Annotated in this window: 14 protein-coding genes; 6 read left to right on the forward strand and 8 right to left on the reverse strand. The window is 60.8% G+C overall.

Features of this window, described 5'->3' with window-relative positions; all coding sequences use genetic code 11:
* Positions 1-7: 7 nt before the first annotated feature.
* On the forward strand, positions 8-2047 hold the full coding sequence (locus tag NKF26_RS08890) for a S9 family peptidase (protein WP_253226603.1): 2040 nt from the start codon (positions 8-10) through the stop codon (positions 2045-2047).
* A 4-nt stretch (positions 2048-2051) separates the two neighbouring features.
* Here NKF26_RS08890 and NKF26_RS08895 read toward each other — a convergent pair whose 3' ends face one another.
* The 5 genes from NKF26_RS08895 to NKF26_RS08915 all read right to left on the reverse strand — a co-directional run bounded on the left by NKF26_RS08895 (position 2052) and on the right by NKF26_RS08915 (position 5063).
* Complete coding sequence (locus NKF26_RS08895) at positions 2052-3128, reverse strand: glycosyltransferase family 4 protein (RefSeq protein WP_253234187.1); 1077 nt, start codon at positions 3126-3128, stop codon at positions 2052-2054.
* 37 nt (positions 3129-3165) lie between these two features.
* Positions 3166-3765: a hypothetical protein gene (locus tag NKF26_RS08900; protein WP_253234188.1), complete on the reverse strand. Its 600-nt coding sequence runs from the start codon at positions 3763-3765 to the stop codon at positions 3166-3168.
* Between the two features lie 262 nt (positions 3766-4027).
* Positions 4028-4486, reverse strand: a complete 459-nt coding sequence (locus tag NKF26_RS08905; RefSeq protein ID WP_253226600.1) for a hypothetical protein — start codon at positions 4484-4486, stop codon at positions 4028-4030.
* Between the two features lie 84 nt (positions 4487-4570).
* Positions 4571-4765: a hypothetical protein gene (locus NKF26_RS08910; RefSeq protein ID WP_253226599.1), complete on the reverse strand. Its 195-nt coding sequence runs from the start codon at positions 4763-4765 to the stop codon at positions 4571-4573.
* 4 nt (positions 4766-4769) lie between these two features.
* Positions 4770-5063, reverse strand: coding sequence for a HalOD1 output domain-containing protein (locus tag NKF26_RS08915; RefSeq protein WP_253226598.1), 294 nt, complete (start codon positions 5061-5063; stop codon positions 4770-4772).
* 216 nt (positions 5064-5279) lie between these two features.
* Between NKF26_RS08915 and NKF26_RS08920 the strand changes: the two genes are divergently transcribed.
* Positions 5280-7085, forward strand: a complete 1806-nt coding sequence (locus NKF26_RS08920) for a S9 family peptidase (RefSeq protein ID WP_253234189.1) — start codon at positions 5280-5282, stop codon at positions 7083-7085.
* A gap of 74 nt (positions 7086-7159) precedes the next feature.
* On the opposite strand, the gene NKF26_RS08925 is transcribed toward NKF26_RS08920, so the two are convergent.
* Positions 7160-7540: a GNAT family N-acetyltransferase gene (locus tag NKF26_RS08925; protein ID WP_253234190.1), complete on the reverse strand. Its 381-nt coding sequence runs from the start codon at positions 7538-7540 to the stop codon at positions 7160-7162.
* A 243-nt stretch (positions 7541-7783) separates the two neighbouring features.
* Here NKF26_RS08925 and NKF26_RS08930 point away from each other — a divergent pair, with 243 nt between their 5' ends.
* The 4 genes from NKF26_RS08930 (at position 7784) to NKF26_RS08945 (ending at position 11394) form a co-directional block, all read left to right on the forward strand.
* Entirely contained in the window at positions 7784-8728 is a 945-nt protein-coding gene (locus NKF26_RS08930; RefSeq protein WP_253234191.1) for an ABC transporter ATP-binding protein, read from the forward strand.
* Positions 8725-9564, forward strand: a complete 840-nt coding sequence (locus NKF26_RS08935) for an ABC transporter permease subunit (protein WP_253226594.1) — start codon at positions 8725-8727, stop codon at positions 9562-9564. The genes NKF26_RS08930 and NKF26_RS08935 overlap by 4 nt, the downstream gene beginning before the upstream one ends.
* Before the next feature lie 64 nt (positions 9565-9628).
* Positions 9629-10564 (forward strand): ABC transporter ATP-binding protein, encoded by a 936-nt coding sequence (locus tag NKF26_RS08940; protein WP_253226593.1) that lies wholly within the window; start codon positions 9629-9631, stop codon positions 10562-10564.
* A complete protein-coding gene (locus NKF26_RS08945) occupies positions 10561-11394 on the forward strand; it encodes an ABC transporter permease (protein WP_253226592.1) in 834 nt (277 codons plus the stop codon). Before NKF26_RS08940 ends, NKF26_RS08945 begins: the two co-directional genes overlap by 4 nt.
* Positions 11395-11409: 15 nt before the next feature.
* On the opposite strand, the gene NKF26_RS08950 is transcribed toward NKF26_RS08945, so the two are convergent.
* On the reverse strand, positions 11410-11985 hold the full coding sequence (locus NKF26_RS08950; protein ID WP_253226591.1) for a response regulator: 576 nt from the start codon (positions 11983-11985) through the stop codon (positions 11410-11412).
* Positions 11986-12249: 264 nt separating this feature from the next.
* Entirely contained in the window at positions 12250-12900 is a 651-nt protein-coding gene (locus NKF26_RS08955; RefSeq protein ID WP_253226590.1) for a helix-turn-helix domain-containing protein, read from the reverse strand.
* Between the last annotated feature and the right edge of the window lie 149 nt (positions 12901-13049).

A 13049-nucleotide genomic window follows, 5' to 3' on the forward strand; every position in this document is an offset into this window, starting at 1 on the left:
GTCCCGCATGGACGCTCGCCCTTTTGAACTGAACGACCTCTTCGATGTCAGACACGTTTCTAACTGTTCCCTCTCACCCGACGGAGAGCGTATCGCGTTCGTACTGAGGGAAGCCGACAGGGCGGCCGACGAGAACCACCGGTCGTTGTTCGTCGTTCCGACCGACGGAGACGACGACCCGCATCGGCTCACTCGTGTTTCCGGCGTTGAGTCGCCGAAGTGGTCGCCGGACGGGTCGAAACTCGCGTTTCTCGCCGCTCGCGAACGCGACGTCTCGCTGCGCGTCGGTCGGGACGACGACGCAGAAGACGAAGGGGATGCGGACGATTTGGACGATGCGCCGAACTCCCAAGTCTGGCTGTTCGACCTCGGGCGCGGTGGCGACGCTCGTCAAATCACCGACCGGGACGAGGGCGTTCGAGAATTCGACTGGGGGCCGGACGGCGAGCGTCTCGTCGTCTCCGCCCGCGACCCGACCGACGAGGAGGCGGAGTATCTGAACGCCCGCCGAAACGAGGACGCACCGGTCGAAACCGAGCGCCTCCAACACAAGTACGACGGAACCGGCTTTCTGGACGAGGTGACAACGTATCTGTTCGTCGTGGACGTTCGGACCCGGGCTATCCGTCGGCTCGACGACGCGTATGGGGGCGGCGCATACGAGGCCATGACCGGACTGCAACCCGCGTGGGGACCGGACCGAATCGCGTTCATCTCGAATCGAACGGAACACCCGGACCGAACCTCGATGATGGACGTGTTCACCATCGACCCGTCCGGGAGCGACCTGCGACGGGTCACGGATGGGGAACTGTCCGCTTCGAAACCGCGTTGGAGCCCGGACGGCGGTCGATTGTCGTTCGTCGGTGGCAACCCGAACAACTGGTGTATCCCGAATCGAGTGTTCGTGGCCGACGGTGGGACGTACCAGTCGGTGTCGACATCCCTCGACCGGTCGGTGTTGCGGGTCGGCGCGCCGACGTGGACGGACGACGATACGCTCCTCGCTCCGTTCGGCGACGAAGCGCGGACGCGATTGGTTCGATTAGCGGCGAGCAGGGACGACCCGGAACGAGTATTCGAAACACAAGACGAGTATCGGACTATCACGTCGTTCGATGCGACGGAATCGACCGTCGCGCTCTGTCTCACCGGACCGAGCGAACCCACCGACGTGTACGCGATGCCGACCGACGCAATCGGCGGGGGCGAAGCCCCAACCCGACTCACCGCGATGAACGCCGATCTCGTGGATGAAGTGGCGATGCCGAACTGTCGCCGCGTCACGTTCGAGAACGGCGACGGCGGGACGATCGAAGCCATCGCGTACCTTCCACCGACGTTCGACCCCGACGACCCCGAACCGCATCCGCTCATCGCCGCCATCCACGGCGGGCCGATGTCGTACGACGCCCCGCAGTTCGGCGTCGACGACTGCTACTGGACCGGGAAGGAATACATCGTCCTCCGAGTCAACTACCGCGGAAGCATCTCGTACGGTCGGGAGTTCACCGAATCCATCCGCGGAGAGTGGGGACCGCGCGAAAGCGACGACATCATTTCGGGCGTCGAGTGGGCGGTTCGACGCGGCTGGGCGGACGAAGACAGGTTGTTCGTCACTGGGTTTTCACAGGGCGGTGTGAACAGCGCTCACGTCATCACGCAGACCGACCTGTTCGCCGCGGCCGCGCCCGAACACGGAATATACGACTTCTACTCCCTGTTCGGAACCGGAGACCACCACCAGTGGTACGTAACCGACCTCGGCCTTCCGTGGGAGGAACCGGACGCCTACCACGCCATGTCGAGCATCACCGAGGTGGGAGACGTCGAGACGCCCACGCTCGTCACGGCCGGGGAGAACGATTGGCGTTGTCCGCCGTCACAGGCCGAACAGTTGTACGTGAGTTTGAAAAGACAAGGAGTGCCGACGAAACTCGTTATCTATCCGAACGAGCATCACAATATCGGCGCACCGAAACGGACGCGCCATCGATTGGAAACGCTTACCGAGTGGTTCGAACGGCACGACCCCGAGAGCAAGTGAACACTCAGAAAAAGCCGAACGAATCCTGTATGTCCCGGTAGCAGTCGAGGTACTGTTCGAGTACGGGATCGTCGTCATATCGATCGAACTCCTCGTTTTCGGTCATGTGAGGGAGTTCGGCGGCCGAACGAAGCGCCTCGGTGAGTTCCTGTTCGCTCGTCGTCCGAAACGTGCGATCCTCCTGTTCGACCAACTCGTGGGCGCTCGATTCGACGTGATACTCCACGACGCCCGAACAGCCACACGCGAGCGCGCGAAGGAGGTCGGTGGGGAACGCTTCCCTGCGCGCCGTCTGGACGTAGACGTGTGCGCCGCGAAACACCGGAATGCGCTTCTCGACGGGTTGTGCGCCCGTGAACTCCACGCGGTCGTCGATGCGGAGGTCGGCGGCCTGCCGTTCGTACCCTTCACGTTCGGGACCGTCGCCGATGATGACGGCGTTCCAGCCCATCCCGCGGAGTTCCGCCAGCGCCAAAAACAGGCTCTCGACGTTGGCGTCCTCGTCCAATCGACGCGAATAGACGATGTCGGCCCCCTCGACGATTCGGGCCTCCCGAATCGCGTCCGTATCGATGCTGTTGGGAATCACGCGCACGTCCGCCTCGTCCGCGCCGAGTTCCCGAACTCGGGTCTTCACCGTCTCCGAGGGCGTGATGACCCCGTCCGGCGAACGCGCGGCCATCCGAAGCGATTTCGAGGCGTTCCCGGCGGTTTCGGGCGGCGACTCGTACCAGTCGACGACGAGCGGCGCGCATGCGAGTTTGCTCGCCGTCTTCGCCGCGAGGACGTGTTTCGGCACTGCGGTCGCGTGAATCACGTCCGGTTTTACACGACGAAGCGCGCCGGGGAGCGAAAGCGCGAACCGGCGCGATGGGGTGTCGCCGGGTGGTTCGGTCGTCACCGCGTGGTACGTCACGTCCTCCTGTTCGAACGTATCATGGTCGCCGTCCCACCACTGTGCACAGAAGACCGTGGCCTCGTGGCCGCGGTTCGCAAGCAATTCCGCGATACGTCGGAGTCGGTGAGTCCTCCCCGACTCCTCGTGTTGGGCCGTTACTTCTGCGACGAACGCGACGCGCATACTCGCCGCCACGAAACGAGAAAGTAAAAGTCTTCTTTCATTGGAACCATCGATTCTCGCCGAACTCCACGGCGAGGTCGGGTGTCGCACCCTGAAACCGTCGTTGCCAGCAATGGCGGTCGTAGAAATGTGCGATAGCTGTCACAGCGAACACCCCGAGAACGATGACTGCGAGTTGGAACCCCGATGCAGGAACGAGACCGAGCCACCCGAGCGCGATGAGTATCGCGCCGAACGCCGAAAGCCCGACGTACAGTTTGTGCCACGGAATCGTCGTCTGTGCATCCGTCGCCAGATACAGTTCGAAGTCCTCCGCACCGTCGGTAAACGACACGCGTTTCGAGTCGCGGTCGTAGCTGACGATTCCGATGTTCTCCAACTTCGGGAGATGCGTCTGGTACAGCGCGCTGTACACTGACTTCCGCTGTTCGGGGGAAACGGCATCCCGAGGGATGTTGTTCTCCCACGCTGCTATCTGTTCGGCGAGTTCCCCCAGTTCGACGGACTCCTGTGCCCGATTGAGCGAATAGAGAACGTACCGTCGTCGCAAATTCTTTACCGCATCGTACACCTCCTGTTCTGAAAACGCCCGTGACCGTGTCGGATCACTGCGCTCCCGTGACTGTGTCGTATTCATTTCTTCCCACCCTGTCGATGCGTAGACGCCGAGATACCGCATAAATCAGCGACTCCGTTTACCCTGTATCCCCCGATGTCTTGACGACGTGAACAGTTTATCGACTGACAAACGGGTGGGGAGCGTATCGTCTCGAAGGAAAACGAGTATGACGCATTCTCGGGACTCTCCGCGGTGCAATCGGCTATTACCCGCTCGTTTGAGTCGAAAAAGATCACCATTCTACCGACGGTTCCACGCGACCGAATTCAACTACGATCCATTACGCCGCTCGCACTGACGATGCGGCACTCTCTCCGGACGGTCCGACGTGGCAATTGGACGTGTTCGTGGCGTTCGTAGACTCCTTGCTCGGATTCTGTACGGTCAAGATTGGGGTCATGTTTCCGCCGCTGTAGACGGTCACGTAGCTGATTGCCGTTCGTTTCCCTTCCTTGGGCACGTCGAGTCGAGTCGTCCCGTTCATCGGACCGTACTGGAAGTACGACGTTGCCGCACCGTCCGTCGCGCTCCACGTCGTCCCGATGCCCACGCGCTCCACGTTCCCGTGAACGATGACCGTGGAGTCGTTAGCGAACTCGACGCGGACCGTCTCGTGCGTGGTTATCGTGGGTTGGTCGCGGCTAGGCTGGTCGTACGTCGTGGCGGCGACACCACCGCTGCCAAGGATAAGCAGGCAGACGATGGCGAGCGTCAGGATGTGTCGTCTCTCGCGTTGCATGGCAACGGGGCCACTCATGCAGGGGTTTTTGTTATTCGCCAACTACCGGGCAGAAACGACGAATTTACCCATCGAACGGTCTCGTTACCGTTCGGATTGATCGGTGGACGGCTTCTGTAGACGCGTGATTTCGACCATCACGTCGGGAACGTCGTCGCCTGGAAGGCGGAACGTCCACGACCTGTCGAAATCGATTCCGTTCACCGCACTTACTTCGAGTAGGTGGCCGAGTTGGTCTTCGAACTCGTCCACCGAGAGGAGTTCAAGGTCGCGGGACACGATGTTAGCACCTTGAGCTATCGACGGCAAAGCCACGATTCTCCTCGTACACTTGGACGGTTCCCGTCGTGTCGATACGAACGGTACAACCGTGAAACGTAAACCCCACCTGGCCGATTCCGGACATCTCTTCGATATTAAAAGAGCTAAAAAGCGATTCGAGCGAGTCACAATCGAGCGTCTCCTGCAGCGGCGGCATCTCATCCATCGGCGTTCCAGTAACGTCGGAGACGGCGCTGCTGACCGTGACGACGATACTATCGGTCTCGTCACCGTCGAACGAGTATTGATGTATCAAATCAGAATCAGTATGGGTATTTTGAGATGTCGCATCCATAGTATATCACTCACCGTACTACAAATCAAGGTATCGGTCATACAAAGTCTGTGCCTTTGCATCTCCATTCTTTAAGTACAATGAAACATTTTATATCTGATTGTTTCGACGACGATATCGTGTTCCGGACTACCGACTACCAAAGCACTATGATGGACGAATGAAAAGAAAAGGGAGATGAGTACCTACGATTTCGAGCGATATTTGAACGTTCGAAGCGCCTACGGCGCGTCGTTCGACTTCGCCGGCGAGCGGCTGTGTTTTCTGCTGAACACGACCGGCGTTCCACAGGTGTGGCAGCTAGACGAGCCCCGTTCGTGGCCTCGTCAGTTGACCTTCGACGACGAGCGCGTGACGTTCATCTCCCAATCGCCGGAACGCGACGAATTCGTCTTCGGAATGGACGACGGAGGGAACGAGCGCCAGCAACTCTTTCGACTGGACGGCGACGGCGAAACCATCACCCCGCTCACCGCGATGCCGGACGCGAAACACCGCTGGGGCGGATGGAACTCCGACGGGTCGCAGTTCGCGTTCACGTCCAATCGACGCGACAACGCCGTCTTCGACGTATACGTGCAGGACCGGGACGGAACGGGCGAAGACGCCGAACTGGTATACGAGGGTGACGGTTGGCTCTCGCTCGCGGGATGGAGTCCCGACGACGAAAAACTCCTCGTCATCGAATCCCACTCCTCGTTCGACCAGGACCTCTCCGTCCTCGACATCGAATCCGGCGCGCTCGAACACGTCACGCCACACGAGGGCAACGTACGGTACCAGGGGGTCAACTGGGGGCCGAACGGGGAGGCGCTCTATCTCGTCACGGACGATGGGGCGGACACGATGTACCTCGCCCGTCTGGACCTCGATTCGCTCGACGTCGAACTCGTGGAGGAGGGCGGCGAGTGGAACGTGGACGGTCTCTCCCTCCACGAGGACACGGGTCGTCTCGTCTACTCGCGCAACGTGGACGGGTACACGGAACTCACCGTCGGGGAGTTGACCGACGACACGACCATCCGCGAGTTCCCGACGCCCAACCTCCCGCGCGGCATCGCGGGCGGGGTCAGTTTCGACCCCGACGCGGAGCGGTTCGCCATCGGTGCCACCGGCAGTACGGACAACACCAACGTCTACGTGGTGGACGTCGAAACCGGCGAGGCCGAACGCTGGACCGAGGCATCGACCGCCGGTCTTCCGACCGAATCGTTCGTCCGCCCGAAACTCGTCCACTTCGAGAGTTTCGACGGGCGGAAGATTCCAGCGTTTTTCTCCGTCCCCGACGGTGCGAAGGCGGGTGAAACCCCCGTCATCGTGGACATCCACGGCGGGCCGGAGGGCCAGCGCCGACCGTCGTTCCATCCGGTCAAGCAGTACTTCCTGAACCGCGGTTACGCCTACTTCGAACCCAACGTCCGCGGTTCGTCGGGCTACGGCAAGGAGTACACCCATCTGGACGACGTGGAAAAGCGGATGGATTCTGTCGCGGACATCGAGGCCGGTGTCGAATGGCTCCACGACCAGCGCGCCGTGGACCCCGACCGAATCGTCGCCATGGGCGGTTCGTACGGCGGGTTCATGGTCCTCGCGGCGATCACCGAGTACCCCGAGTTGTGGGCCGCAGGAATCGACATCGTCGGCATCGCCAACTTCGTCACGTTCCTCGAAAACACGGGCGACTGGCGGCGCGAGTTGCGGGAGGCCGAGTACGGTTCGCTCGAAGACGACCGCGACTTTTTGGAGTCGGTCAGTCCCATCAACAACATCCAAAACATCGAGGCCCCGCTGCTCGTCCTCCACGGGGAGAACGACCCGCGCGTGCCCGTCGGCGAGGCCGAGCAAATCGCCGAGGAAGCCGCCGAACAGGGCGTTCCCGTCGAAAAACTCGTCTTCCCGGACGAGGGTCACGGCTTCACGAAACTGGAGAACCGCATCGAGGCGTACACGAAGACGGCGGAGTTCCTAGAAGAGTACGTCTGACCGGGTTTCGGGACCCGCTTTCAGTCGCCGCGTCGTGCTCGAACGCTTTCGAAGACTAACTCTCGGTCAACCGTTCACCTGTACTCTTTCCCGTACACGTACTCCTGCACTCCCAGAGCAGCGTCTTCCCGTTCCTCGATCCGCTCGAAGTCGCGGGATTCGTAAAATCCCACGCCCCTGTCGTTGTCGGCCACGACCGTCAACCGCAACCGTTCGGCTCCCCGTTCACGAATCCGCTTTTCGGCGCAGTCGAGTAGACGGGTCCCCAACCCCGCTCCCCACTCTTCCGGAACGAGATAGATTCGAACGAGGTCGAACCCGCCGTTCTCGTCCGGAATCGGCGCGACGTGGACGAATCCGACGACACTGCCGCCCTCCCGGTCGGCGACGAGGAACTCGTCGTCGTCCCGCGCCGTGCTCTCGCGGAGTCCCTCGGTGTCGTACCACCGGTCCACGACCCCGTCACCGTTTCTTCCCCCACGACCCCGTCGTAGGCCGCGTGCCACGACTCCCGGGCGACACGTCGAATGGCGGTCGCGTCGTCCGGTTTTGCGGCGCGGATGGTGACGTCGTTCATCTCGCTACGAGCGACTCTCGATTCGAGCGTCTTGGCTCTGTTTGTGAATGGTTATCATCGGACTCGGGAGTAGTTGTCAATCAACGGAAAGCATTTGTAGATGGCATTAAAATTATCGGCCATGCCCGCCATCGAAACTAAGTCCCTCACGAAGCGGTTCGGCGACGTCGTCGCGGTTGACGGTCTCGATTTGACCGTGGCGGAGGGCGAAATCTACGGCTTTCTCGGTCCCAACGGTGCAGGAAAATCCACCACCATCAACATGCTGTTGGACTTCATGCGCCCCACCGACGGCACGGCGACCGTCCTCGGCTACGACGCACAGACGGACTCCCGCGCCATCCGCGACTCCATCGGAATCCTCCCCGACGGCTACCACCTGTACGACCGACTGACCGCACGCGAACACCTCTCGTTCGCCATCGACGCGAAGGACGCGAGCAACGACCCGGCGGAACTCATCGACCGCGTCGGGTTGTCACAGGAGGACGCCGACCGAAAGGTCGGTGGCTACTCGAAAGGGATGACACAGCGACTCGCGCTGGCCGCCGCGCTCGTCGGCGACCCCGACCTCCTGATCCTCGACGAACCGTCCTCCGGCCTCGACCCGCACGGCATCGTCGAGATGCGTGAACTCATCCAAGCGGAGGCGGACACCGGAACGGCCGTGTTCTTCTCCAGCCACATCCTCTCCGAGGTGGACGCCGTCTGTGACCGCGTCGGCATCATGAATAGCGGGAAGCTCGTCGCACAGAACACCGTCGACCAACTTCGGGAGCGCACCGGTTCCAAGTCGCAACTCCTCCTGTCCGTCGAGGAGACGCCGACTGCCCTCGACCTGACCGGTATCGAGGGTGTCGGCGACACTTCCTTCGAAGGGTCGACGCTCCGCGTGTCGTTCACCGACGCCGCGGCGAAACCGGCCGTCGTCAAACGCGTCGACGCCGTGGCCACCATCACGGACATCAAGTCCGAGGAAGCGTCGCTCGAAGAGCTGTTCACCACGTACACGACGGGCGACGAACCGGAAGAACCCGAAGAATCGCGCATGGAGATTCCCGCATGACCTGGCTGTCCGTCGCACGGAAGGATTTCATCGACGCCAGACGCTCGAAAGGACTGTGGGCGCTCATCGCCGTCTACGTCGGCTTGCTCGCGCTGTTGGTGTACGCGGCGTCGTCGAACCCCCGCTCTACGATGACGAACATCCTCCAAGTGCTCACCCTCATCGGCATCTTCATCATCCCCATCAGCGCGCTCGTCGTCGCCTATCTCGCCATCGCGGGCGAACGCGAATCGGGCAGCATCAAGTTCCTCCTCGGGTTGCCGAACACGCGCCTCGACCTCGTCGTCGGGAAGTTCGTCGGCCGATCAGCGGTCGTCATCCTCGGTCTCCTGTTGGCCTTCGGTATCGCGGCGTTCGAGGGCCTCTTCATGCTCGATTCCATCGACTTCACCGTCTTCGCCGAGTTCTTCCTGCTGTTCCTCTATTTCGGCGTGACGTACGTCGCCATCGCGGTCGGTCTCTCCTCGGCCTGCGCTTCGCGGTCGCGTGCGATGGTGAGTTCCGTCGGGGTCTTCTTCATCTTCAACGTGCTCTGGACGATTCCGCCCATATCGCCGTCCTCGGCGCTCCGCTTCGTCGCACACGACCAACTCGGGATACAGCTCTCGCCGCGGATATACGAATTCGTCTATCTCATCAGCCCGTCGTACGCCTTCCAGCGTGCTTCCGGGTTGGTGTTTTCGGGCGGAGGAGTGTACCACTTCCGCGTCCTCGAACACGGAGCGGCGATTCCGTTCTACCTGAAAAAGTGGTTCATGCTCGTCATCCTCGGCGTGTGGCTCGTCGTCCCGCTCGTTCTCGGCTATCTATCGTTCGAACGCGCCGACCTCGGCTGAGAAATCGTGGGGTGACTTATCATAGCAACATAGTTTTAACTACCCTAGGAATTATATGGCCGTTATGGCCGCTATACAAACAACTGGCCTCACCAAGCGATTCGGTGAGGTGGTCGCAGTCCGTGACCTGAACCTCCAAGTCAAGGAAGGCGAAGTGTTCGGCTTCCTCGGTCCGAACGGGTCCGGAAAATCGACGACCATTAACATGCTCATGGATTACATCCGCCCGACCGACGGGACCGCAACAGTGCTCGGCTACGATGCACAGGAGGAAACGCAACCGATTCACGAACGGATCGGTATCCTCCCCGACGCGACCGACCTGTACGGGCGGCTCTCCGGACGGAAACACATCCAGTTCGCCATCGACTCCAAGGAGACCGGCGAGGACGCGGACGAAATCCTCGACCGCGTCGGCCTCTCCGAGGACGACGCCGCACGTGCGGCAGGTGGCTACTCGAAAGGGATGCGCCAGCGGGTGACGCTCGGAATGGCGCTGGTCGGCGACCCCGACCTCCTGATCCTCGACGAACCGTCCTCCGGTCTCGACCCGCACGGGGTCAAGGAGATGCGAGAGATCATCCAGGCCGAGGCGGACCGCGGTACGGCCGTCTTCTTCTCCAGCCACATCTTGAGTCAGGTCGAAGCGGTCTGTGACCGCGTCGCCATCATGAACAAGGGCGAACTCATCACGGTCGACACCATCGACGGGCTTCGGAACGCGACCGGAACCGGGGCAACGATGGTTCTGACGGTCGATACCGTGCCGAACGTCGATCTGGGACGAATCGACGGCGTCACGAATTCGACGGTGGAGGGCGACGAACTGCACGTCACGTACACGGAGGCGAGCGCGAAGGCGAAGGTCATCAACGCCGTCGAGGAGACGGGCGCGACCGTCGCCGACATCCGGACGAAGGAGTCGTCGCTCGAAGACCTCTTCGAGGCGTACACGACCGGTTCTGAAAGCCAGCGGATCGAATCGGAGGCCCGGCCATGAGCTGGGCCGTCGTCGCGCGCAAGGATTTCGAGGACGCCGCGCGGTCGAAGATGCTGTGGGGCATCACGGTGTTGTTCGTGCTGGCAACCGCCGGCGTGATGTACGCGGTGGGTGCGTTCACCGATGACTTCACTGCGAAAGAAGCCATCGGGCTCCTCAGTCAGCCCGCGACGCTCCTCGTTCCCCTCGCGGCGCTCGTCGTCGCGTACCTCGCCATCGCGGGCGAGCGCGAGTCGGGAAGCATCAAACTGCTCCTCGGCCTGCCACACACCCGACGGGACGTACTCATCGGCAAACTCCTCGGGCGCTCGGCCGTCGTCGGGGTTGCGACCATCATCGCATTCATCGCCGGTGCCATCGTCCTCGCCATCCAGTACGGGTCGTTCCCCGTGACCGACTTCCTCGTTCAGGGAGTCGTCACGTTCATCTTCGGAATGGTGTTCGTGGGAATCGCCATCGGCTTCTCGTCGATGGCGGCAACCCGGTCGCGGGCGATGGCGGGTGCCATTGGCCTGTTCTTCCTGTTCGAACTCGTCTGGAGCATCATTCCGCTCGGTGTCTACTACCTGATCGAGGGTGGAATGCCGAACGTGACGGAGGGGCTCCCTTCGTGGTATTTCCTCCTGCAAATCATCAACCCGACGAACGCTTACAGCGTCGCGGCAAACTTCCTCTCCGATCCGAGCGCCCCGAGTTTGTACGCGGGGTTCGTCAACGGTAGCGCACCGTTCTACCTCCAAGGCTGGTTCGCGTTCGTCGTTCTCGCGTTCTGGTTGGTCGTCCCGCTCGGCCTCGGCTACTGGCGGTTCAAAGGCGCGGACATCAGCTAATCGAACGGCAAAAAATTATCGCCCTTGGGCAACGGTCCTACTCGCCATCTCTTTTCCCAACTCGGCGTCGTCCATCTCGTCGAGCGTCGTCGAAAGCGACCCCTTCAGCGTCCGAATCTCGGCGATGAGTTCCTGATACTCCTCGTTGCGGTCCAGTTCCGACTGGTCGATGCGTGCTTCCAGGGTTGCCTGCTTCGACGACAAGGTGAGCAACTGCTGAACGTCGCTGGAGTACGTGGAGCGGCGAAGCAAACTCTCCACGATGGCGTATAGCTCGCTCGGTTCGGTTATCGGTTTGACGATGTAGGCGTCGTACCCCATCTCGATAACGTCGAAGTCCGGTTCGACGGCCGTCACCATTCCGACGCGGCAGTCGAACCCTTCCTCTCGAATCGTTTCGAGAACCGTGTCGCCGCTCACGTCGGGCATGTCCCTGTCGAGGAGCACGACATCGTACGATTCGTCGAGCATAGCTACGGCTTCGGCACCGTCGTACGCGATACGGACCTCGTATCGGTCTTCGAGCCAGCGGGCGAACAAATCGGCAATCGGCTGTTCGTCATCGACGACCAGTATTCGGTGGTTACTCATTCGTCATCTCCGGGTCGATGGACACACGGGTTTCATATTGGCGAGTGGTAGTACACGCTTTCTATCCCGCGGAAATCGGCAGTCCGCGGTATATATGGGTCTGGAGGCGTGAGAGTATCGTTCGCGTTTCGATCGGGTCAAAATTCCCGACCACTGCCAACGGATTTTCCGTGCGCCCGATCACATAGAAAAGATGTGGCCGGAGATAGTTCAGACCACATGTTTCCCACGAAACACACTTAAGTGCGTTTCCAATTCAACGAGCTATACATTCATCGGACGTAGTAACCCGGCGATGAGATTCGCATATCCGCGCCGAAGGCGGCCACCGACGGCCTGTGGAGAGATTCCCAGTTCGTCGGCTAACTCTTCGCGTGTGATTCCGCGCGGCCGTTCGAAGTATCCTTCCTCGTAGGCAGTGACGAGCGTCTCGCGCTGTGCAGGCGTGACGCCCGCAGAGTTGTGGACTGCTCGCTCCTGCATCGAATACACTCGTTCGACCTGCATTGGAATCTCCTCGTGTTGACAGAACGACTGGAACGCCGACATCTCCTCTTGCGCCGGGAACCGGAGATGAAACGTCCAGTCGTCGGCCGTCCCGTGTGCTTCCACGATAGTCGCGTTGGCTTCCTCGACTCCGTGGACGAAGTTCGTGATCTCGTCGTTCCATCTGATGTGGAACAACGTTTCATCAGTCAGGGTGTCTATTCTCGTGAGTTTGTCGACAGCTGGTTCGTCTCGTACTGCGGTTTCGAACCGTTGGACGTCCGTGCCGCGAGCCCAGAAGAACGGGAACAGCGACGTTCCCACCGGGACGACTTGTTCGAGTTCTATCTGCACCTGAGAGTCCGCTTGTAACGCACGGCCAAGTGCAAACTCATCGGCGGATATCGAAATCTCCACGATGGAACTCATTTGTTTTCGATACCACCACGCGAAAATCTGTTACGCGAAGGTATTCAATGTTGTTGCCAACTTCAGCTACAATCGTCCGAAAATAATCGTTGTATTCGACACGAGAGCGGCGTGTTTCCTCCTCGAACGAAACCCCGATTGCGTCCGAA

This window comes from Haladaptatus sp. AB618 (assembly GCF_024136965.1).
Taxonomy (GTDB): Archaea; Halobacteriota; Halobacteria; order Halobacteriales; family Haladaptataceae; genus Haladaptatus.

Bases quoted from the DNA above. Each gene is read 5' to 3' on its own strand.
- NKF26_RS08890 (WP_253226603.1), top strand. From the start codon at position 8: ATGGACGCTCGCCCTTTTGAACTGAACGACCTCTTCGATGTCAGACAC.
- NKF26_RS08895 (WP_253234187.1), bottom strand. From the start codon at position 3,128: ATGCGCGTCGCGTTCGTCGCAGAAGTAACGGCCCAACACGAGGAGTCG.
- NKF26_RS08900 (WP_253234188.1), bottom strand. From the start codon at position 3,765: ATGAATACGACACAGTCACGGGAGCGCAGTGATCCGACACGGTCACGG.
- NKF26_RS08905 (WP_253226600.1), bottom strand. From the start codon at position 4,486: ATGCAACGCGAGAGACGACACATCCTGACGCTCGCCATCGTCTGCCTG.
- NKF26_RS08920 (WP_253234189.1), top strand. From the start codon at position 5,280: ATGAGTACCTACGATTTCGAGCGATATTTGAACGTTCGAAGCGCCTAC.
- NKF26_RS08930 (WP_253234191.1), top strand. From the start codon at position 7,784: ATGCCCGCCATCGAAACTAAGTCCCTCACGAAGCGGTTCGGCGACGTC.
- NKF26_RS08935 (WP_253226594.1), top strand. From the start codon at position 8,725: ATGACCTGGCTGTCCGTCGCACGGAAGGATTTCATCGACGCCAGACGC.
- NKF26_RS08940 (WP_253226593.1), top strand. From the start codon at position 9,629: ATGGCCGCTATACAAACAACTGGCCTCACCAAGCGATTCGGTGAGGTG.
- NKF26_RS08945 (WP_253226592.1), top strand. From the start codon at position 10,561: ATGAGCTGGGCCGTCGTCGCGCGCAAGGATTTCGAGGACGCCGCGCGG.
- NKF26_RS08950 (WP_253226591.1), bottom strand. From the start codon at position 11,985: ATGAGTAACCACCGAATACTGGTCGTCGATGACGAACAGCCGATTGCC.
- NKF26_RS08955 (WP_253226590.1), bottom strand. From the start codon at position 12,900: ATGAGTTCCATCGTGGAGATTTCGATATCCGCCGATGAGTTTGCACTT.